The sequence below is a fragment of the Paenibacillus hamazuiensis genome, from assembly GCF_023276405.1.
Lineage (GTDB): Bacteria > Bacillota > Bacilli > Paenibacillales > NBRC-103111 > Paenibacillus_AF > Paenibacillus_AF hamazuiensis.
Genome location: NZ_JALRMO010000001.1, coordinates 4,595,985 through 4,617,625 on the forward strand (window position 1 = coordinate 4,595,985; position 21,641 = coordinate 4,617,625).

The window sequence follows — 21,641 nt, forward strand, 5'->3', positions numbered from 1 at the left end:
AGACTATATTGTTTCCTCTTTTTTTATGTAGGTCAATTGCTCCCCAGTTTATTTCTTAGCTTGCTTAATAACCTCTTATAACCAAAGCTCGGTTTTGTCAAGGTTCTTTCCCCTTGACGGAAGCGGGCTTTGGTTATAAGCTTTCAGGCCGCAAGCTATAAATATTATCCCGTACCAGTATCCTCCGGCCATTCTTGAGATACTTCAAGTTCAAAATCCTCGATCATGAACAAAAGCTCATCTAGAGACGTTTCGTACTTCAAAGCTTGCTTGTTCATCTTTTTAAGCTTTCGTTCGAGCAAGTCCTTAAGTAGGTCTCTGTACTCCTCTTGCCTGATTAGCACAGCCCAGACAATGTGCAGTAACTTTCGAGCCGTTGCTACAATCGCAACCTTATGTCCTTTCTTCTCCTTAAGCCCTAAGTAGAAAGCACGTAATTTGCCTTTGCTCTGAATTGCTCGTTGTGCACATTGGACCATAATCCATCGCAGCGTTGTTCGTCCTTCTTTCGTTATGTTCCCCGTATATCGCGTTTTTCCCGATTGATGAACAGATGGAACAAGCCCCGCATAGCATGAAAGTTTCTTGGGGGAAAGAAATCTGGTTATGTCCCCAATTTCGGCAAGGTTAGTCAGCGCACTTAATACCGATATGCCTGGTATTCCCATAAGTAAGGGAACATTCGGATTGGTCTTAGCTCTGGCGAATAAATCGGCTTCTAGTGCATTCATTTCGCTTTGAACAGAATCTAGTAGTTTCAATGATGAATGCACAACAATTTGCACTGTTTCAGGCAACCGTACTTTCTCAAGATATTTCCGCCCATTTACTCCGAAAAGATCGCTCCATGGGGACTGAATACCATTTCGGATCAGAGCTGCATGAATCTTGTTTTTTTAGCATGGTCCGAATACAGCTTTCTCCGAGACCCTACTCTGATTGTAGCAGAGCCGAGCCCGCATGTTTATCATACCAACACACCACCGTACATGCGGGTCCGCATACGGCGGTTCCGAAAGGTTAACAAAGCTCCAAGTAACGTGAAAGTAAACTTTTCAGCCCTTTCGCTTCCCAATAGGAAGTAGGAAGGGCATTATTTATGTTTCGAGACATTTCCCATGCACCTCGTCTGGAATTAGCCATCATAAAACAGGCCCATTCTGGTACGCCAAGTGCTCGAAGTTCGCGAATTCGGGTGCGCACCCGTTTCCACTGCTTCCAGAGGCACATGCGCAGCCTTCGACGAATCCACTGGCCAAGCTTCTCGCAGTGGCCTTTCGCGGAAGCCAGTCGGAAATAGCCTATCCAGCCAATGAGGTATTGGTTGAGCTGCTTTATTCGGCTTTCCATCGACGCCGATCGCGTTCGGTTGGTCAGCTCTCTTACCTTCTCTTTGATTCGCGAGAAGGTTTGTGGGGCTAGGCGAATCGTCGCCTTCCTGTCACTTAGGAAGCTGAATCCTAGGAACTTGCGGTTCCAAGGCCGGTCTACTGCGCTCTTCTCTCGATTCACTTTTAGTTTCAGCTTTCCTTCTACGAAACGGGTCACCTAATCCATTACACGCTGCCCTGCACGTTTGCTGGCCACGAAGATGTTACAATCATCCGCGTAGGGGACGAACCGCAGTCCCCGCTTGGTTAGTTCCTTGTCCAAATCATCCAGTAAGATGTTCGTTAGAAGCGGACTTAATGGGCCTCCTTGCGGTGTGCCCTCTTCCGTTCTCTCTGGCGCTCCATCCGCCATGACCCCGGCGTTTAGGTAGGCTCAAATCAGCTTCAGGACGCGCTTGTCCGTCACTTTCTTTGCCACCCTCACCATGAGCATATCGTGGTTCACTCGATCAAAGAATTTGGCCAAGTCCATGTCTACGATCCATCGAAGGCCGCTTTGGATGAACCTCTGTGCTTGCTTGACCGCGTCGTGTGCTCGTTTCCCTTGGCGAAAGCCATAGCTGTACCATGAGAAGTGGGCATCGAAGATCGGATTCATCACTTGTAGAAGCGCTTGCTGTAGGAATCGGTCCATCACGGTCGGGATGCCGAGCAGCCGTACGCGCCGCCTCCGGGTTTGGGAATTTCCACCCGTTTGACTGGCGAGGGTCTGTACGTTCCCGCGAGGAGTTCGGCTTTCACCGTTTCCCAATGCGTTTTCAGGTAAGCTTGTAGCTCCGCTACCGTTACACAGTCCACTCCGAGGCTCCTCCGTTTTGCACCACTCGCTTGTAAGCTTGCCGAAGGTTCTCTCCTTCGAACATTCGCTCCAGCAGGTCGTTTTGGTCTTTGAGAGAGAAGGGGCGATTTGTGCCGACGAAGAACTCGGCGCTCCGGCATACCCTGACGGCTTCACCGCTTCTCTTTGCCGCGAGCTCTCTTGCGAGATTTTCTGCTGTCTTTGCTCTTCATACGAACGCATCGTTTTCCTCTCTCCTTTCGGTTCGGCCCTTCCGCAAGCTGTTGCAACACCTTGCGTGTAGAGTCGAAGGAGGTTGGCTTGCGCCTTCCTCCGTCCGCTCGTTCAAACGGATCGTTCAGTTTTCCCGCAATTCGCTTTCCTTCATGTCACCCTCTGGGTGCAGTTCGTAGGTTCAAGTCCGGTATTAACGACAGGAGGTATACTAACCTGTATTTGGAATAGAGGGTTGATTCCGGTAGCTTCTTCCATCCGGCATTGCGCCAGTATTTATATCGATGGCTCCAGATGCGTCGAATAATCCATCGTTGGAGGCGGTTAAACAATTTTCTTACATGAGCCTTACGGAAGTAGTTGCCCCATCCCCGTATGACAGGGTTTATGGAGTCGATGATTTGGAAGGTAGTGAGCGGTATGCGTCTGTGCGTTCGAACTCTAATGATATCCATGAACGATTTGATTGATTTGTCCTTGGGATAGGCATAAATATTTGTTCTGAGTTTCTTCTTCACCTTTTCCCGCGGTAACGACAGTCCTTTCCCTTGCTTCAGCTTGTAACCCAGAAACTCAAACCCCCATTTAATGTGGGTGATCTTTGTTTTGTCCGGGTGAAGCGTTAACCCGAGGGACTCCAGTATCGTTTTCGCATCCCTTATTGCCCTTGCGGCTTCCGCCTGCGTTTTGCAGAGAACCACCCAATCGTCGGCGAAACGCGTCAATCGGTACCCTTTTCCCGTCATTTCATGGCCGAACCGATTCAGGTAGATGTTGCTGAATAGCGGACTAATGACACTGCCTTGCGGTGTACGTGGCGTTTCATATTTCTTCCCGCTTTCCATATACCCAGCTTCGAGCATTTGTCTGACCAGTTTCAGGATTCTTCCGTCACTTACTTGCTCCGCAATCATGTCAATGAGCGGTTCATGGCGAACCGTCCCAAAGAAATCCCGCAGATCTGCATCGACTATCCATTCGCATCCATCCATAATTTCGAGGTAGATCTTCCGCATGGCTTGGTGCGTAGAACATCCGGGGCGGTATCCGAAGCTACATTCGCTAAACATGGGTTCGAAGATCGGTTCCAATCGGTTTTTCAGCGCTTGCTGACATACCCGGTCTCGTATCGCTGGGATACCAAGTGGACGTTTCTCATTTGGCTTCCCTTTCTTGGGAATGAGAATCCGTCTGACCGGCATCGGTTGGTACTTTCCTTGTTTCAGTTCTTCATGCAGTCGTTCAAGTTCCACCTTGGCTAACTGCTTGAAACGCCGAGATGGATACCTTGTCGATTCCACCACTGCCTCCATTTACTCTGACTGATTCCCACGCCATCTCCAAATTGGTTGGATGATACACCTTGTCGATTAAAGAGTGAGCTTTCCGTCCTGTGCCGTCTGCTTTCATGTGTTCCGTATCCTCCGCCTGCAAGTTCTGGGTCTTTCGCATAGGGAACTATCCTTCCCTTGCCGCCTACTCGCGGAACTCATTCTAGTTCCGGTCTCCATAAAGCGAGCCGCCTTCCCCTCTCGAGACATCTTTTGGATGTAAGAGAGCCCGTTACTCGTAGGTAACTGGTCCGGACGTTTCTGTTGTTCGTCCGTTCAACAGTAGTATGCGGCTCTCCGACTTCTCGCCGCGCGTCAGGTATGCCCTTCGGGATTTCCTTATAGCAACCGTTACTGAATCTGCCGCGCTATCTTTCGAAGTGATGGGCGCGGCGCGATCACTTCGACTTTGTTTACAACCCGTCCCTTAGGTGCATTCGTTTCAGACGCGACGAGATCTCCGCGGGTCACATCGTCATCTTCCGTACCATGCCGCCCGCACACACCTTGGTGCGATAGGTGGACTAGTAACGCCTTCGTCTCCATAGTGCAGACTCGACCTTGCCCCCTCTTTGGCCGACCGGTTCGCGAGTTCGGGTAGCCCCGTTTCACTACGGCCTGGTACTTCTCCTCAAGCCCTTCAGACTCTGCCTCACGGCAGACGCCCTGCCCTCCGGTAAAAAAAATTACCGGCCCCCGAGGCGTTACCCCCGAGTTTGGATATGAGCCCCCTAGTCCGGGACTCAGCGGGACTTTAACCCACCTGATGATCGTGCTGCCACGCACGCACTATGGCCTCTGCTGACTCCTGCGGATTCAGCGCGGCTTCTCAGCCGCGGTTACGAAGTAACTCCGCGTATTCCGCAGGCCTCCCTAGATAAGAGCGCCATCTGTCTGCCCGCGACCACTCAAGTTTACAATGATAATCTTTGGCGGCTCTGGATTTCGTCTTGGATTGGAGACTCATCCGATTATCCTTGCCTCAAATTGAGTTCGTGTACCTTGGCCCGTGCATTTGCCTTCGGATTCCGCCTCGCGACGGACACCCTTGCCGTACGGCTATCGGTAGGCGCTCGCCAGCCCCCGTTCGGGACTTACACCCTAAAGATGACGCCCATGCTGGGCGTACAATTCAAACAAAAAACTCCAGTCCGCAAACTGGAGTTTTTGTTTTAAATAACCTATTTGGCAGATGAATCGGAGCTGCCGATGGCCCACATCACGGACGCTTCGAACAGTTTCCACAATTCGTCGGTGCTGTTTTCCTTCATTTGCGGGGCGCCGGGACCAAACATAACGGTGCGGGCGGCGACCGTTTCGCCAAGCACGTTCTTAGAGCCTTTTTCGTACGCTATGATCGTGCCTAATTCGGCATCATCTTTGGCAGTGGCAATCACGATCGCATCTTTGCTCGGTTTTCCATACTGAATGTCAGCCGGTTCGTAATAGACCGGCACTTCGCCTTTCAACCCGGCTGCGAGCGGATGACTGCCGTCCTTGATAGTCATCGAGGTTTGTTTGGAAACATTCGTTTTTTCCGCAACCGTCGAGAAATCGGCGTCGCCGAACGATACCGACTTGTTATAGATGATAGGTACCGGTAGCGGCTTCAACTTTTTCTTCACATATTTGGAGTTTGTCGACCAGCCGATGACCACCAGATCGTAGTCTTTCACGGCGTCGTATTCCAGCTTCGTGCTGGCGAGCCGGGTTACCGTGAAGCCCATCGATTGAAGACGGTTCACCATCGCTTTCTCCTCGTCACGAAATTCACTGCTGCCATTTTTGATATCGCTCGTTATCACCACTTTTTTCCCGTTAACGGACGGCTTGCCGGACTGCGAAGGCTGCGGCGTCGGAGTATCCGGCTGCGTTCCCGGAGTTTGCGTCGGCGCCGGGGTTTGCTGTGCCGGGGTTTGCCCGGATTGGCCCTTATCCGCGAAAAGCTTCTTCGCTTCGAAGCCGGCCAGCGCGAGCATTTTCCGCGTAGCGGACACTTTTCCACCGAATGTGCCGTCGTCCAGCTTCGTCAAGAGGTTCTTTTCCAGCGCCAGGGCGGCATAACCTTTCGCCCAATCGTCCACGGTCGCATCGGCAATCGGCGTCGTCTTCTTGGCGGCATCGTCCAGGCCGAGACCGCGGATCAGGAACGCGGCAAGCTCCTGGCGGGATACGGCGCCGGACGGATTGTACGTTTTCCCTTCGGCGTCGTAGCCGTTGGTCAGTCCGGCTTTCTTAAGCGCCTCGACATAGGCCAAAGACCAATGGCCGGAAGGAATATCGGCAAACGACGACTTTGTCACCGTGCTGTCGAACGGCAGCGCGAAAATGATCGTAGCCACTTTGGCGAACTGGGCGCGGTCCATCTGAGCGTCCAAACCGAACGTATCGTCCGAAACGCCGCTGAACACGCCGCCTTTGATCAGCTCGTCGAATTTGGCCTTAACGTCCTGCGGAAGATCCTTCAAATCTTTAAAATCGTTCACGGATTTCGCACCGGGAGTATCCGCTCCGGCCGCCGATGCGAAAGCTATCGGAAACAATGTCAACGCAATAAGCAGGAAGCATAAAAAAGGAGTCATCACTTTCTTCATTCGGGCACACCTTCCTTTGATTCATGATAAGTTGGACAAACCAAGCATTGAATAAAGCGTTTACAGTCCGCCAAGCACCTCCCGGAATCAGTTTCGGTACCACGCAAACTCTCCCTATAACTTAATACGAAACCGCCGACCAAATGTAGGGGCTTTGTCTCATGTTTATAGGTTATTTGCTCCTTTCGGCCATGATCGATTTGGTCGCCATCTCCTCCGTCATGCGCAGAGCCGTCAACGAATCTTTGGACTCTTTGAAAATGAGCGGATCGAACACATACTGCGTCGGCACGTAATAATAGGTCAATCCGGGCTCCCGCGCCGGTGGGGCTGCGGCATACTTGCCGTAAAAGACCGCCTCGATATTTTTCCCCTTCATCTGCGGCAGATTTTGGCCGAACGCCGCTTTGACCGCATCCGTTTGCACCGGTCCGATAATGCCTTCCTTAGACAACTCGATCTGCATTTCGTCGCTCAGCAGGTAGTCGATCACCCGGAAAGCCAAATCCTTTTTCGTTGACTGCTTGGTCACATACATCGAATACACGTTCGGTTGATAACGCGTGTCCGGAAGATCGCCGAAAAACGGAACCGTCGAAATATCGAAGTTCAAGTTTTTGTTGTCCTCGTAAAATTTGGCGATTCTGTCCGAGGCGGCCACCGCCATGGCGATATTCCCCTGCGAAAACTTTTCCACCGTGTCGAACTGGTTCGCCGGAATATCATAAAAACGCCTCAGGTTGTCGACCAGCTTTTTCCACCCGTCCGTAGTCATATACGCCTTGTTCTCGGTCTGATGCAGCGGGCTTAGCGAAAGCTGGTTGTAGTTCATATAGTGGCCGGGGTTTTGCGAATAACCTTTGTAGGTAATTTCCCCCTCCACGCGGGTCAGCCGTTTGGCCAGCTCGTAAGCTTCGTCGTAGGTCATCCCGTTTTGAGGGTAAGGCACGCCGAACTTATCGAAAATGTCTTTGTTGTAAAACAGCACGTAATCCGCCACCTGGAACGGCAGTCCGTAAATCGCCCCGTCCTTGGACAAGTTTTTCATCCTCTCCATCATGGACGGGTTCAGCCTGCCGGTGTCGAAGTTGTGCTTTTTGATCAATTCGCGCATGTCGTACTGCAGGTCATTGTCGAAAATATACCGCTGCACGTTAAGGAAAGAATCGTCCATGACGATGTCGGGGATCGTCCCTGCTGCGATCAGATCCTTATACTGCCTGCCCGGATTGTCCCAATGCACGTGTTTGATTTTGATATCGGGAAATTTCTTCTTGATAAACCGGCCGATTTGCTTCTCGAAAATATCCTCTTTCACGTAGAAGGCGGGCCACACCGTATAAATGAACAGCTCGTTCTCCGGAGCCCCGGCGGGCGGTTTGGTTTCCGCCTCCGGGGCGGATGCCGGAGCGTCCGTACAACCCGCCAGCAAGGCAAGGGATGAAGCGATGAGCAAGGAACGCCTCCACCTCGATTCCACGGCCGTCATCCTCCTTCGCAGCAGTCACTGCACCTTCTGCAGTGCGGCTTACTTCTTTGCAGCTTTGTCGACATCGGCTTTGGCCGCCTTCGCGGTTTGAATCGCCTTCGTCGTTTGTTCCTCGATCATTCGCAGCGCGGTCGCGGAGTCTTTGGACTCTTTGAAAATAAGCGGATCGAATACGTTTTGCATCGGGACGTCATTCCAAAGCAGCCCTGCGCTCCGCGCTGCCGGAGGCATTGCGGTGCTGCCGTTAAAGATCGCCTTCGTATTTTTCCCTCTCATTTGCGGCAAATTTTGCCCGAACGCTTCCTGCACCGCCTTCGTTTCCATCGGCACGATCACGCCTTCCTTCGCCAGCTCGATCTGATGCTCCTCGGAAAGCAGGGCGGCCATGACCTGGAAGGCCAAATCCTTTTTCGTCGATTGCTTCGTAATATACATCGAATACACGTTCGGCTGGTACCTCGTATTCGGCGCATCGGCGAACGAAGGAACGGAAACGACGTCGAAGTTCAGGTTTTTGTTTTGCTCGTGGAACGAAACGATGTGATCGACCGTCGCGACCGCCATCGCGATATTGCCCTTGGTGGCGAACGTTTCCACCGTATCGAATTGGTTCGCCGGAATCTCGTAAAACCTTCTCAGGTTGTCGACGACCTTTTTCCATTCCGGCGTGTTCAAGCTGCCCTTGTCTTCCGTCTGGCTGAGCGGGGACAGCGAGAGCTGGTTGTAATTCATGTAATGGCCGGGGTTTTGCGAATAGCCCTTGTACGTAATCTCCCCTTCCACGCGGGTCAGCCTTTTGGCCAGCTCGTATATTTCGTCGTACGTCATGCCGTCCTTCGGATATTCGACGCCGAATTTATCGAAGATATCCTTGTTGTAAAACAGCACGAAATCGTTGTTGTTATAAGGGAGGCCGTACAGCTTGCCCTCCGGCGTCAAATTTCTCATCTGCGCGACGAGCGCAGGATTCAGCTTGCTTACGTCGAAGTTGTATTTTTTGATCAGCTCGGAAATATCGTACTGCAGGTCGTTGGCGAAAATATACCTCTGCACGTTCATCCGGGTATTGTCAAAAATGATGTCGGGAATCGTGCCGGCAGCAATCAAATCCTCATATCTTCTCCCCGGATTGTCCCAATGCACGTGTTTGATCGTAATATCCGGAAACTTCTTTTTCAGGAATTGACCGATGTGCTTGTCAAATACGTCCTCTTTCACGTAAAAGGAAGGCCAGTTCGTAAAAATAAACAATTCGTTATCCGGCGATTTGGGCTTTTCGACTTTCGTCTCTTTCTCGGAACCGGCGGGAATCGCCGTGCATCCGGCCAGCAGAACGATGGTTGTGGCGAGCAGCAGCGAGCTTTTCCAACCTTTGTTCATTTCGGTAAATCCCCTTTCCATGTCGTTTGCGGTCTACCCGTTTTGCAGCGTCCAGACGACGAGATTATCCAGCAGCTTCCAACCTTCATCGGTCGTATTTTCCTGCAAGCCGTTGTTCAGGAAGAAAAACGAGATGCGCGCCTTCACTGCGTACCCATTGTCCGCTTTCGTCCCTTTGTCGTAGTAATAAATAGCCGCCTTCTCCTTATCGCCGGGGGCGGTGGCGATCACCTTCGCTTCCTTGCCGGGAATGCCGTAGCTGATGCCGATTTTGGAGTTCGTTTCCTTGTAAATGTCGACGGAACCGGATAATCCGCCCGCCACCTCGTGGCCGGGATCGACAATATCGATCGATTTGACGTTCATCACGTTCGTATTTTCCTCGACCGAAGACAGCCCCAGGTAAAACATGCCGTGGTTTTTCACATAAACGGTCGGAATCGCAACATCTTTCATTACCCCGCCTTTGAGCATTTTGGAATTGGTCGTTTGGCTGATGTAAATCAGGTCGTATCCTTTCGTAGCGTCAGCGGTTAACTCCCTGTCGATCATCATCGTGACCGCGAAGCCGAGCGCCTTCATCCGGGCGGACACCACCACATCGTCCGGAGCGTTTTCCCTGCCGACGAGCAGCAGCTTTTTCCCTTTCGGGGAAATTTGCTCCTTCGGGGCGGATGCGGGTGCGGGTTTCGCATCGGTCTGAGGGGCCGGCGCAGGTTTGGCCTCCGGCTGCGGCGACGGTTTGGCCGCCTCGGGCTGCGGAGTAGGCTCCGCCTTCTTTTCAGGCTCAGGCGCCGGTGAAGGTTTCGTGTCGGCCGGCGGCGCGGACTGCGGTTTGGCCTGCTCGGGGGCGGGAGACGGCTTGCTTTCGCCCGACTGCCCGGCCGCCGCTTTATCGCCCGGCTCCGGCGATGGAGACGGAGACGGCTTGCTTTCGGGCTGCGGTGACTGGGCTGCCGCCCCCGCAGATTTCCCCGCGTCGGGAGACGGGGATGCGGCGATCGCAGGCGCCGTCGGCTTCGGCGATGCCGTCGGCTGCGCTGCCTTCGGCGCCTCGCCCGCTGCCTGGCCGCCCGGAGACGAGGAGCAGGCGGCGATCGAAAACGCCATCAGCACGGTAAATAGCAACAACAAGTAACGCTTCATGAATTTCTTCCTCCTACGCAAAAAAATAGTCGCTCTTCGGGCAGCGTCTCAAGACTGCCCTCCCGTTCGCCCGTATGCCGGGCCATGTTTAAGGGCCTCTCCTGTTGAAGAAGCCCTTGCCTTTTGCATGAATCGTTATTTTGCCGCCTTCGCGGTTTGAATGCCCTTGGTCGTTTGCTCTTCGATCATTCTAAGCGCCGTTGCGGAATCTTTCGATTCGCCGAAAATGAGCGGAGCGAACACGTTGTGCACCGGTACGTCGACATAAGTCAAACCGTTCGCACGGGCCGCCGGAGGCATCGCGTTTTTGCTGGCGAAAATCCCCTGTGTATGCTTGCCCTGCATTTGCGGGAGATTTTTCCCGAATGCTTCCTGCACTTTTTTGCTCTCTAGGGGTCCGATGATGCCTTCCTTCGAAAGCTCGACCTGCATCTCTTCGGACAAGAGATAGTCAATCACCTGGAAAGCCAAATCCTTCTTGGTCGACTGCTTCGTAATATACGCCGCATACATATTAGGCTGCGCTTTCGTATTCGGAAGATCCGGGAAAGAAGGCATCGATACGATATCGAAATTCAAGTTTTTGTTTTGCTCGTACCATTGGATGATTTTTTCCGAAACGTGAACGGACATCGCCATTTTGCCCTTCGGGAAATCGTCCACGGTCGTAAACTGGTTGGCCGGAATTTCGTAAAATCTTCTCAGGTTGTCGACGAGCCGCTTCCATCCCTCCGTGTTGAGCTCCGCTTTATCTTCCGTCAAGCTGAGCGGGGACAGCGAAAGCTGATTGTAGTTCATATACAGTCCGGGATGCTGCTGATAGCCCTTGTACGTATTTTCCCCTTCGACGCGGGTCAGCTTTTTGGCCAATTCGTAAACCTCATCGTACGTCATGCCGTCCTTCGGATAATCGACCCCGAATTTATCGAAGATGTCCTTGTTGTAGAAAAGCACGAAATCGCTGAGCTGGAAAGGCAGGCCGTATATTTTTCCTTCCGGAGTCACGTTTTTCATCTGTGCGAAAGCGGCCTGATTCAGCTTGCTCGTATCAAAGTTAAATTTCTTGATCAGCTCGGTCATGTCGTACTGCAGATCGTTTTTCATAATTTCCTTCTGCAGATTGCCCCGGGCGTTGTCGATGATAATGTCCGGAATGGTGCCGGCGGCGATCAAATCCTTATATTGTCTGCCGGGGTTATCCCAATGCACGTGTTTGATCGTAATGTTCGGAAACTTCTTCTTGAGAGGTTCGCCGATCTGCTTTTGAAAAATTTCCTCTTTGACGTAAAACGCCGGCCATACCGTATAAATGAACAATTCGTTATCCGGCGCTTTGGTCGCTTGCGGTTTCTCGGTTTTCGTTTCCTGGGCTTTGTCCGTCGATGCGGGCAGCGCCGTGCAGCCTGCCGTCATCGCGATCGCCGAGGTCATTAACAAACACGTTTTCAGAAGCTTTTTCATGGTTCGGTAGAACCTCCTTCATTGTGGGTGAGGACCGGAAGTGTGGTGAAATGGCGTGCTTCGTGTCCGGATCGTGCTTCCGATCGCTTTTTCGCCCCATAAAGTGAAGATAACCTTCGCAGCTTATCCTGGTACTTTACGGGGACCCCTTGGATTGGATTCCGCAGTTCCGAAATTCGGCGGTGGAAATCCGCTCACAAAGGCGACCGCTAACGCTTCTCCAGCACGATTCCGTTCACCCCGCTTTCTTCACCACACTTCCGAATGTAATGTAAACGTATCCAATTACAAGTGAAATAGAGGGGGAACAATCGGCAAGCGGCCGGGCCCGCTTCGTTCATTTTTACTTTATTACAAAATCATTACGCTTTCATTGGGTGATATTTTATATTTATAGGTTGTTTGTGGCATGATTGGCCTAATTGCCCGACATCGCCCATTTAACGGCCGTCTCGAACAGCTTCCAGCCGTTTTCGGTCAAATTGACCTCTTCTCCGCCGGATAAATTAAAGTACATGCGCCTGGCCGGTACGGGTTCGCCCCTCAAGTTTTTGGCGCCCTTGTCGAACGCGCAAATGACAGCTTTCCTTTCGTCATCGGGAGCGGCGGCGATAATAAGCCCACCTTGCGGCAAAACGTAGCCGAGGCTGCCGTCCGACTTGAATACGTCCACGCTGCCCGTAAATCCTGCGGCAAGGGGATGGTCCGCCGCCTTGATCGCAATCGACCTGCCGATAAAATCGCCGTATTCCGTATCCGACTTGTCGGCCAATCCGACTTCGCCCAATATTTTAGCTTTCGCATAAATAACCGGTACCGGAGCGGCAAGAAGCTTATTGCCCACCCGGTGCGAACCCGTGGAGGAACTGACGAAGACAAGACCGTACTTCAAAGCTCCGTCCGCAGTAAGCTCTTTGTCCGAAACGACGGTCACTTCGAGCCCAAGCCCTTTTAGATGTTTGATGGTGATCGCATCTCCCCCTTCGTCTTTGCCGACGAAGAGCACCTTATTGTTTTGACCGGCACCGCCGATTTTATCCCCTTGACCGACCGGCACCGAGCAGGCAGCGGCAAACGCCATCAGGACGATCACGATGAAGCCAAGCAACATTCTCACGGCCATTTTCCTCCCCGAGTCGCGTTATTTTTTCGAAGTGACCCAACGGACAGCCGCATCGAACAGCTTCCAGCCGTCTTCGGTTTGGTTGATTTCCTCCCCTTCGAACATGTAAAAGAACAGCTCGCGGGCTGTTACGACGTCGCCTTTTGCGTTTTTCACACCTTTCTCGTAAGCGAAAATGGTCGCTTTCTGGTCTTCGTTCGGCACCGTTGCCACGACGATCGCTTCCGGGCCGGGGGTGGCGTAGCCCATTTTTCCGTTGTCCTTGTAAACGTCGACGTTGTTTTGAAGCCCGGCGGCAAGCGGATGTTTGCTGTCCTTGATCTGTATCGTTTTCGCCGAGTTTCCGCCCGTAAGCGAACCGTAGCCGTCGGTTACGCTCATGCCGGTATCGCTGGTCGATTGCCCCTCGGTGTAAATGACCGGCACGGGCAGCTTGGAAAATTTGTCCCGTATTTTGCCGGAGTTAACCGATTCGCTGACAAACACAAGCACACACCCGTTCGCATGCTCCGAAGTCACTTCTTTGTCCGAAACGATCTTGACGTCGAAGCCGTGAACCTCCCGCAAACGTTTGGTGGTGATCGCATCTCCGCCCCCGTCCCTTCCGACTAACAGCACCTTATTCCCGGCTGCGGGCGTGTCCTTGGAGGCCGGGGCGGCTCCGCTGCACGCGGTTAAAACGAACACGATCGCGGCAACGATAGACATGACCAGAAAACGTTTCATTTTTTTATTCCTCCTGTCATGGATTGGGATTTATTGGGCGAAACCGACAAAGCTTCTACTTCCCGCCTTGTGCCGCCCATTGTATCGCCGCATCGAACAGCTTCCAACCGTTGTCGGTCAAATTCGTCTCCTGTCCGGTCGGCAAAGAGAAAAACACCTGCCGCGCGGGAACCGGCTCGTTTAAGGCATTTTTCGCACCTTTCTCATAAGCGAAAATCGTGTTTTGCTTCGCGTTGCCGTTCACCGGATTCAGCGCGATGACGGCGGCTTCGCTGCTCGGGCTGAGACTGTAGGAGATTTTTCCCTCCTCCTTGTAAATGGCCACCGTATCCTTGAGTCCGGCCGCGGCCGGATGTTTGCCGTCCTTGATCTGCCCCGTCTTTACACCGGGGGCCTCGCCAAACCCGGAGGCTCCTCCCATGCCGAGCATGGAGGCGACCTGCGTTTTGGAGACGACCACCGGAACGGCGAGCTGCTTCAGCTTGCTGTCGATTTTGGACGAATTGACGGCCGAGCTGATGTACACGACCCCGTAATCCTTCGCCGCCTCCACGCTGAAGCTGGCATCGACGGCATCGTAGACGGTGTAGCCCATCTTTTTCAAATGGTCGATGATCAGCTGCTCGCCGCCTCCTTCCTTGGCTCTGACCAGCATCACCTTCTTGGCGTTGCCGGATGCCGCCTGCGAGCCGACCGGCACCGAAGAGCAGGCCGTCATTGCGACCGCCAATAAAGCGGCCGCGCAAAAAGCGAACATACGTTTCATTCACAAGCCCTCCGTTTCGACAAATTGAAAGCCGGAAAATCCGGCCCAGTTGCACGCTGAGGCGCCACCTACCGGCCCCGCCGGCGCAACCTCCCGCCTGAGAGCGGGTTTTTCCCGCTCTCAGGCTCCGGCGCGGCGCTTTCAGCGGCTGAGAGAGGGATTTTCCTCCTCTCAGCTACACCCACCGCACCCGCCGACGCATTCTTCCGCCTGAGAGCGGGTTTTTCCCGCTCTCAGGCTCCGGCGCGGCACTTTCTGCGGCTGAGAGAGGCATTTTCCTCCTCTCAGCTACGCTCACTGGCCCAGCCGGCGCATTCTCTCGCCTGAGAGCGGGTTTTTCCCGCTCTCAGGCTCCGGCGCGACACTTTCCGCGGCTGAGAGAGGCATTTTCCTCCTCTCTGCTACGCTCACAAGCCTCGCCGGCGCATTCTCACGCCTGAGAGCGGGTTTTTCCCGCTCTCAGGCTCCGGCGCGGCACTTTTCTGCGGCTGAGAGGAGCATTTTCCTCCTCTCAGCTACGCCCACCGGCCTCGCCGGCGCATTCTCACGCCTGAGAGCGGGTTTTTCCCGCTCTCAGGCTCCGGCGCGGCACTTTCTGCGGCTGAGAGAGGCATTTTCCTCCTCTCAGCTACGCACACCGCACCTGCCGTCGCATTCTCCCGCCTGAGAGCGGGTTTTTCCCGCTCTCAGGCTCCGGCGCGGCGCTTTCTGCGGCTGAGAGAGGGATTTTCCTCCTCTCAGCACCGCCCACCGGCCCCTCAGCCCATAGCTGCGAAACTACTCCACCAGGCCGGTTCTTTCGACGCCTTCCACGAACCAGCGCTGCGTAAACGAATACAGGATCATCGGCGGCACGATCATCAGGAACGTCGTCGCCATGCGGATCGCCTCATCCGTGACGGACGGCCCGTACTGCTCCGCCTGCTGGCGCAGTGCCGTCGCGATGCGCGAAATCCCCTTCGAAAGCGGCTGCGTTTCGATATCGGTCATATACATGCTCGGCAGGTAAAAGTCGTTCCACGTCCAGATGAAGGAAAACAAAAACACGACGAGAATGGCCGGTTTCGCAAGCGGCAGCATCACCTTGATAAAAATTTTGAACACGCCCGCCCCGTCAATCCTCGCCGCCTCTTCCAGCTCCTTCGGCTGGGTCGAGAAAAACTGCCGGTAAATGATGACGAACAGCGCACCCTTGAGGCCAAGTCCGAAAAACGCCGGGACGATGATCGGATAAATCGTGTTGAGCAGGCCGAGCTCTCTGGCGTAAATCAGGTTCGGCAAAATCGTGACCTGTACGGGGACGATAAACGTAAGCAGCAAAAACGAGAACAGCAGCCCTTTAAACGGCACCTTCAACCTGGCAAAAGCAAAGCCGGTCACCGCGCAGGAAAAGGTTTGCAGCAAAGCAACGGACAACGAAAGCGTCAGGCTGATGCCGAAAGCTTTCGGGTATTTGAGCCATGCCCACGCCTCCTGCAAATTACCGAGGTAGATGACCCGCGGAAACCATTTCACGGACGGATCGAGCAGATCGTCCGCGTTTTTCACCATCGTCGTCAGCATGTGCAGGATGGGCTTTAAATAGATATAGGCCGTATCGAGCAAAATCAGGTAAATGAACAGCTTGAACAGCAGCCCTTTATCCGCCTCCCTGCCCAGCACGGCGTAGCGGATTTTGTTCAGCCGGTTCAAAAGCGCGGGTGCATGCTCCGTTTTAAACTTAACCCCGATCATAAGATCACCCCGTTCATAGTGTTTGATGTTACGCCGCACCTCTCTGCGACTTGGTCGCCTTGGCGAAAATCAGGAAGAAAATCGCCAGGAAGAAGCCGATGATGAGAAAATAAATCCAGATCAGCGCGCTGAATTCGCCGTATTCGCTTTCCCGGACTCTGCCGAGAATCGGGTTGGTCGGGAACGTGAACAGATCGACGATCGTGTAAATGACGTTCAGGAAAATAAACGGCGTCATCGCCGGCAGCGTAATTTTCCAAAACGTTTCCCACGGTCCCGCTCCATCGATGCGCGCCGCTTCATACGCCGAGTTCGAAATCGTCTGCCTGCCGCCGAGGAAAATCAAAATTTGCACTCCGGAATACCAGAGGATGAGCACGAACGAGTCGAGAATCGATGTGAGCGGGCCGGACCAGGTCGCGGACAAATTGGCTTTGATCAGGCCGGAGACGTTGTACTTGGACATAAAGCCGAGATCGCCTTCGCCCGCCGTCAAAAATTCACTGACCACCTCGCCGGTAGCAAGGATCACGGGAAGGAAGAAGACGGCCCGGAAAAACGTCCGCCCGGAAAAATTTTGGTTCAGGATGATCGCAATCATCAACGCAAAGACAACGATGATCGGGATCATAAACAGCGCCTGCCGGAGGAACGGCAGCAGCTGGTTGTACAGGATGCTGCCGTCCTCGAACAAAATGCGGCGGTAATGGGTCAGCCCGATGAACTGGGTCGTCGTTTTCGTTGCGGTGATCGTCACCTTCTGAAAGCTCATAAACAGCGAATAGCCGAGCGGGAACGCCATAAACACCAGAAAGCCGATAAACCAGGGAGCGATAAAGACAGCGCCTTCCAAATATTCGACCAGGGACGTTTTTAATCGGAATCTCGATTTCATCGGCCTGCCCCTCCCCGAATGATCGCAAAGTTTTGCGCGTCCACCGTCACATCGCCGCTGCGGTAAGGTGTAAGTCCGTAGTTGACGATGATCCGCTTTCCGCCCGCGTAGGTCGTTTCCTTGACGCCGTCCGCGAGCGTCCGGTGGCCGGTAATGAACTCACCCTGTACGTCGCCGAGCGCTTCGTCGTACCGTTTGTACTGCTCCGCGGCGAACGTCTCCCAATTGGCGAACTGCGTGTTGTAAAACCGGATGCCGTACGCATTCACGAATTCCTTCGTTTCCGCCCGCGTGAAGATGAAGGAAGGTTCGGCCCCGTATTCGATGTCGCGCAAAAAGTCGTTGACATCCTCCTGACGATTGTTCGCGTATTCCGAAGTGTACGAAACGAGTCCGTGCGTTGCGATCTGCACGAACGGAACGACCTCGTCCGTGAACAGATCGTAGGAGTAGTCGTAGGCGAGCGCCTGTATATGACCGGCATACGGCAGCGCGTACATATTGGAAGCCCGGCCCTGCACGCCGCCGAGCGTTTCCTTCACCCGCTGCATAATCCGCTCCTGCACGTCCCGCGACTCGTCCCGGGCCGCTCCGAACCCGGTATTGTAATCGCTGAACAGCCGCCTTCCGATCATGCCGAAAGCGAGTCCGTCCACGCCCATTTCCTTATACCGGTTCAGATCTTTGTTCACCATTTCAAGCGCGTATTTATTGCTGACGACCGGCACCCGCTCGTTGTTATAAAGCGCGTTCATCATCAGATTTCGTCCGGCCAAGTTGACCATCGCGTGAAATTTTGTATCAAAACCGCCCGCGCCCGTATTGTTCAGCATGTATTCGGTTTCCAGATAAACCGGAAATCCGTAGCTGTGGGCTTTGTCGATAAACGCCTTCATCCCCTTGTCTCCGCCTATGCGGGAGTCGACCGGAAATGTTCTGCCGAGCGAGCTGTAGCCGCCCTCCTGCCAGCCTTTGAACGTGAGCGACATATGGGGTATGCCTTTATCGCGCAAGGAATCCACCATCCGGACGGCGTCTTCCGTCGTTGTCAAGTTCAGGTACCGGTCGCTCACCGCGCCTTTTTCCCGGTCTCCCCCGATGATGTCCACATGCAGCGGTAGATGCGGATCTTTCGGAGCCAGAGGCTTCGCGCCTTTTTCCTTCATCAAATAACCGCGGTATGCCTGGGCCATTCCCACGTAATCCGACTTTGATCCATCCAAAATGTAGTAGCGAACGGTGCGGTCGCTGCCGAATATTTGATCCCGGTTATAATCGACATACCCCCACTCGTCCGGAGCGTTTCGGCTTGAAAACTGCAGGAAGCTGGCGCGGTAGTTCATCTGCGCGGCGACCCAGTTGTAATTGCTCAGCACCCCCGAAGGAGCGGCGACGATATTGGCGAATTCTTCGCCGTCGTGCAGCACCGCGAGAAACCCTTTGGCGCCCGTTTTCATGCCGAATACCGGCATGACGATCTGGTTCCGGTTGTTGCTTAAACCCGCAAACGTGTTGTCCTGCCCGAATACGCTTTCATCGTACAGCTTGTTGACGTTCAGCTTGTTGTCCTTAAAGCGGATGAGCGCCCCTGCGCCGTCCGGAATGAACATGTATCCATCCTGCCCTGCGGAATATTCCGCCCCGAAGAAAGGAAACAGCCGGATCCACACAAGCCCCATCTTCGTTTCCTTGATGCCTTCGCGGATAATTTTCGTCTCGATGTAATCCTGTTCGATTTTTACCTGGACCGGTATCGTAAACCCGGAGGCCGGCAAATCGTATACCAGCTTGAATCCGCCGGGAATCGTCTGAACGTCTTTCACCTGTCCGCCCTCCGCGGCGAAATTCGTTTCCTTCGCTTGCAAAATGTTTTTCGAAAAGTCGACATACTGCACCATCAGCGGCGATGCCAAATGTTTTTTCCACGTTTCGGAAATCGTCTCCTGAGCCCAATACTCCGGATTCGGAAAAGAGCGGTACACATTTCCGTTGCGCTTGTCCTCGACCGTAAAATGGCCGGTTTTGTCGTCCATGCTGAGGCGCAGCGTATCGGTTTCCGCTATTCTTTTAAATTCGCTTTCCTTCGGCAGCGCGGCCGGCCTGGACCCTTGAGGCGCGGTCGACGCTTCCGCGGGCGGCCGGGCGGCGCGCTCCTGGTCCGGCGATTTGAATTCGATTTTGACGTTGACGGCGATGTAAAAGATAAGGGCGAGAATCAGGATGCCGGCGGCAGCCGCGGTTTTGTTCACTTTCTGAATCCACGTCATCGCAAAAGCGCCTCCTGACTCATCTCGTAGATTAGTGAAATAAAATCGTTGGTCAGTCCCGTTGTAATAAAAATAAGCACGCCGATCGTCAGCATCGTGCAGAGCGTCAGGAAGATGTTCATAACCGTCTCCCCTACGCTGTAATTGTGAATCGACTGAATGTTCCAGAACATCAGCAGCCCCGTCCAAACCACGATCCCGCCCGCAAAAAAGCTGTAAATCGACATCTCGTTCTGCGTCATAAAATTCGACAGGATAGCCAGCGGAACGCCGACGATCATGTAAGGAACGAGCGCATGGGCGCTGCCGATGAAAATATCGCGAAACCGCCCTTCGCCGCGGTAAATGGAGCTGACGAGATAGTTGGCGAAAACCCAGGCGATCCAAACGATAAAAAATTGGGTGAAAATCGAATACACATCCACCCGCGTCGCTGCGTTAAAGGAGAAGCTGGTGGCAAACTCCTTGACGAGCAAAGCGGCATAAACGCCGGCCATGATCAGTATGGCGCTCCAGTATGTGCCCTTCCCCTCATAGCGGATCGCGGTGAATCCGTCGATCGGATGCTTCAGCACATAAAAGGCGTGCTTCAGATGGAAGATGAAGCGGTTTTCCGTCTTTCTCCCGCTCCTCCACCGTTGCCGCAGCTTGCTTTTGGCCGTCCATTTGTCCAGCGCAACGTAAAGGATCGATCCGATTACAAGGATGCTCGCGATAAGCGAAAAATTTTGCTGAAACCACAGCATGCGAATTTGCCAAAACGCGTCGGAAAATCCTTCCTGGTCGCCCGCTTCTTTGAACAGCCGCTTGGCCTCTTCGTATTGCCCTTTTTTCATGGCCGCTTTGGCAAGCCCCAAAATCGCCGGGGTGAACTGCGCATTCATCCGCAGCACCTCCTGCCAAGGCTGTTCGCTCGCTTCATAATTTCCGGCGAGAGTCAGCAAATTCGCTTTGTCGACCTTTTGGCCGAACTCCGACAGACGGAACACCTGCACGATATTTTCCTGATCGTCGAGCACGAACAGTTCGTTGCCGGCATTCACATCGAGGGCGACCGGGCTTTTCAGCAGCCCCACCTGGGAGGAACCGACCGCCGATGCGCCTCCCCAGAAATACAATAAATTGCCGGAAGCGTCGTAATGGCTTATGTACTTGAACTGCTGATCGACCACGATCATGTTGCCGCTTTGGTCGACGGCGACGTCGATCAACTGCGGAATATTCAGCGCTCCTTTGACGGTGGACGCCGCCTGCATGTCGATCGCGCGGGACTCGCCGAACGATTTTTGCGAGCTGCGCAGCAGGTTTTCCCCTTTGATATTCAGCTTCTTGAGCTGGTCCGATTTGGCCGTCCCGCCGGTTACCGTATAAATGTAGCCGTTTTTGTCGGTGGCGACGCTGTTGATCGTCTCCGGCCTTTTGGCCAGCTCGTTGGCGTACATTTCCTTCGTGTACAGCCAGCGCTTGAGCGCATCGAGCGCGGAGAGGGTCGTTTTGTTGGCGCCGAAGAAACCTTGAAATTTCCCGCCGGAGTCCAGCAGCACGAGTCCTTCGTAACCGCCGTGCACTGCGATGTACAGAAATCCCCGCTCGTCGACCATCACCTTGGAAGGATCGAACACGAACCTCTCCGGGATGTATCTGGAATCGGGCCGCTTGAACTCCGCCATCAGCTTGCCGTTTTTGTCCAGCTTGACCACCCGTTTGTTGCCCGAGTCGGCGATGAACAGCTCGCCTTCCTTTGTGACGAAAATCCCCTCCGGTTTGTTCAGCGGACTTTCCGGCAGCGTGATATAACGGATCAGCTGCCCCTTTTCGGTCATATGGACGATGCGGTTGTTCCCGGTATCGGCGATATAAATTTCGTTTTTGCTATCGACGAAAATATCCTTCGGATTTTTCAAAGGCGATTTCGTCAAAAGTTTCGGATTGCCCGGGTCCGGCGCGTACAAATCCTGTCCGACGACGCCGATCGGGTAATAGGCCGGCTGCAGCCAGATCAGGTTGTTGTAGCTGTCCTTCGTAAAGGTCGAATATTTCACTGCGGCGTCCGCCGCCGCAGGGGACCATACCGCGCCCAGGACGATCAAAAGAGCCGCCCACAAGCGAAGCGTTGCTCCGAAGCTTATTTTCATGCTTGCACCTCCATTTCCGTTGGGCTGCCGTGACGAAAATCTCCGCTGCGTGTCCCGGATCGTGCTTCCGATCGCTCCTCTGCCCCACAAAGGTGAAGTTAATCTATGAAGCTTTTCCAAATACTTTGTGGGGACCCCATTCAATGATGTTCCGCCATTAGGCGGTGGAAATCCGTTCTCAAAGGCGACCG

General features: G+C 53.7%; 14 protein-coding genes and 1 pseudogene. All 15 read right to left on the reverse strand.

The window, feature by feature from the left end:
- Nucleotides 1–164: 164 nt before the first annotated feature.
- The 15 genes and pseudogenes from MYS68_RS19910 to MYS68_RS19980 all read right to left on the reverse strand — a co-directional run bounded on the left by MYS68_RS19910 (nt 165) and on the right by MYS68_RS19980 (nt 21,450).
- Nucleotides 165–887 carry an IS110 family RNA-guided transposase gene (locus tag MYS68_RS19910; RefSeq protein ID WP_338043674.1) on the reverse strand — a complete coding sequence of 241 codons (723 nt, stop codon included), beginning with the start codon at nt 885–887 and terminating at the stop codon, nt 165–167.
- Between the two features lie 133 nt (nt 888–1,020).
- Nucleotides 1,021–2,412, reverse strand: a pseudogene (gene ltrA / locus MYS68_RS19915) (group II intron reverse transcriptase/maturase).
- A 146-nt stretch (nt 2,413–2,558) separates the two neighbouring features.
- Entirely contained in the window at nt 2,559–3,704 is a 1,146-nt protein-coding gene (ltrA, locus tag MYS68_RS19920) for a group II intron reverse transcriptase/maturase (RefSeq protein WP_248927525.1), read from the reverse strand.
- A gap of 1,211 nt (nt 3,705–4,915) precedes the next feature.
- Nucleotides 4,916–6,328: an S-layer homology domain-containing protein gene (locus MYS68_RS19925; RefSeq protein WP_248927526.1), complete on the reverse strand. Its 1,413-nt coding sequence runs from the start codon at nt 6,326–6,328 to the stop codon at nt 4,916–4,918.
- 172 nt (nt 6,329–6,500) lie between these two features.
- Nucleotides 6,501–7,808, reverse strand: coding sequence for an ABC transporter substrate-binding protein (locus MYS68_RS19930; RefSeq protein WP_248927527.1), 1,308 nt, complete (start codon nt 7,806–7,808; stop codon nt 6,501–6,503).
- 48 nt (nt 7,809–7,856) lie between these two features.
- Entirely contained in the window at nt 7,857–9,197 is a 1,341-nt protein-coding gene (locus tag MYS68_RS19935; protein ID WP_248927528.1) for an ABC transporter substrate-binding protein, read from the reverse strand.
- A 33-nt stretch (nt 9,198–9,230) separates the two neighbouring features.
- Nucleotides 9,231–10,343, reverse strand: a complete 1,113-nt coding sequence (locus MYS68_RS19940; protein WP_248927529.1) for a DEAD/DEAH box helicase family protein — start codon at nt 10,341–10,343, stop codon at nt 9,231–9,233.
- 135 nt (nt 10,344–10,478) lie between these two features.
- Nucleotides 10,479–11,804: an ABC transporter substrate-binding protein gene (locus tag MYS68_RS19945; protein ID WP_248927530.1), complete on the reverse strand. Its 1,326-nt coding sequence runs from the start codon at nt 11,802–11,804 to the stop codon at nt 10,479–10,481.
- Between the two features lie 418 nt (nt 11,805–12,222).
- Nucleotides 12,223–12,921 carry a hypothetical protein gene (locus MYS68_RS19950; RefSeq protein ID WP_248927531.1) on the reverse strand — a complete coding sequence of 233 codons (699 nt, stop codon included), beginning with the start codon at nt 12,919–12,921 and terminating at the stop codon, nt 12,223–12,225.
- Nucleotides 12,922–12,945: 24 nt separating this feature from the next.
- On the reverse strand, nt 12,946–13,653 hold the full coding sequence (locus MYS68_RS19955; protein ID WP_248927532.1) for a hypothetical protein: 708 nt from the start codon (nt 13,651–13,653) through the stop codon (nt 12,946–12,948).
- Between the two features lie 55 nt (nt 13,654–13,708).
- A complete protein-coding gene (locus tag MYS68_RS19960) occupies nt 13,709–14,419 on the reverse strand; it encodes a hypothetical protein (protein ID WP_248927533.1) in 711 nt (236 codons plus the stop codon).
- A 777-nt stretch (nt 14,420–15,196) separates the two neighbouring features.
- Nucleotides 15,197–16,153 (reverse strand): carbohydrate ABC transporter permease, encoded by a 957-nt coding sequence (locus tag MYS68_RS19965; protein ID WP_248927534.1) that lies wholly within the window; start codon nt 16,151–16,153, stop codon nt 15,197–15,199.
- A 28-nt stretch (nt 16,154–16,181) separates the two neighbouring features.
- Nucleotides 16,182–17,048, reverse strand: coding sequence for a carbohydrate ABC transporter permease (locus MYS68_RS19970; protein WP_248927535.1), 867 nt, complete (start codon nt 17,046–17,048; stop codon nt 16,182–16,184).
- Nucleotides 17,045–19,315, reverse strand: coding sequence for a DUF5696 domain-containing protein (locus MYS68_RS19975; protein WP_248927536.1), 2,271 nt, complete (start codon nt 19,313–19,315; stop codon nt 17,045–17,047). Before MYS68_RS19975 ends, MYS68_RS19970 begins: the two co-directional genes overlap by 4 nt.
- Nucleotides 19,312–21,450 (reverse strand): YIP1 family protein, encoded by a 2,139-nt coding sequence (locus MYS68_RS19980; protein ID WP_248927537.1) that lies wholly within the window; start codon nt 21,448–21,450, stop codon nt 19,312–19,314. The genes MYS68_RS19975 and MYS68_RS19980 overlap by 4 nt, the downstream gene beginning before the upstream one ends.
- Between the last annotated feature and the right edge of the window lie 191 nt (nt 21,451–21,641).

Bases quoted from the DNA above. Each gene is read 5' to 3' on its own strand.
- MYS68_RS19975 (WP_248927536.1), bottom strand. From the start codon at position 19,315: ATGACGTGGATTCAGAAAGTGAACAAAACCGCGGCTGCCGCCGGCATC.
- MYS68_RS19935 (WP_248927528.1), bottom strand. From the start codon at position 9,197: ATGAACAAAGGTTGGAAAAGCTCGCTGCTGCTCGCCACAACCATCGTT.
- MYS68_RS19955 (WP_248927532.1), bottom strand. From the start codon at position 13,653: ATGAAACGTTTTCTGGTCATGTCTATCGTTGCCGCGATCGTGTTCGTT.
- MYS68_RS19970 (WP_248927535.1), bottom strand. From the start codon at position 17,048: ATGAAATCGAGATTCCGATTAAAAACGTCCCTGGTCGAATATTTGGAA.
- MYS68_RS19960 (WP_248927533.1), bottom strand. From the start codon at position 14,419: ATGAAACGTATGTTCGCTTTTTGCGCGGCCGCTTTATTGGCGGTCGCA.
- MYS68_RS19925 (WP_248927526.1), bottom strand. From the start codon at position 6,328: ATGAAGAAAGTGATGACTCCTTTTTTATGCTTCCTGCTTATTGCGTTG.
- MYS68_RS19980 (WP_248927537.1), bottom strand. From the start codon at position 21,450: ATGAAAATAAGCTTCGGAGCAACGCTTCGCTTGTGGGCGGCTCTTTTG.
- MYS68_RS19965 (WP_248927534.1), bottom strand. From the start codon at position 16,153: ATGATCGGGGTTAAGTTTAAAACGGAGCATGCACCCGCGCTTTTGAAC.
- MYS68_RS19940 (WP_248927529.1), bottom strand. From the start codon at position 10,343: ATGAAGCGTTACTTGTTGTTGCTATTTACCGTGCTGATGGCGTTTTCG.
- MYS68_RS19945 (WP_248927530.1), bottom strand. From the start codon at position 11,804: ATGAAAAAGCTTCTGAAAACGTGTTTGTTAATGACCTCGGCGATCGCG.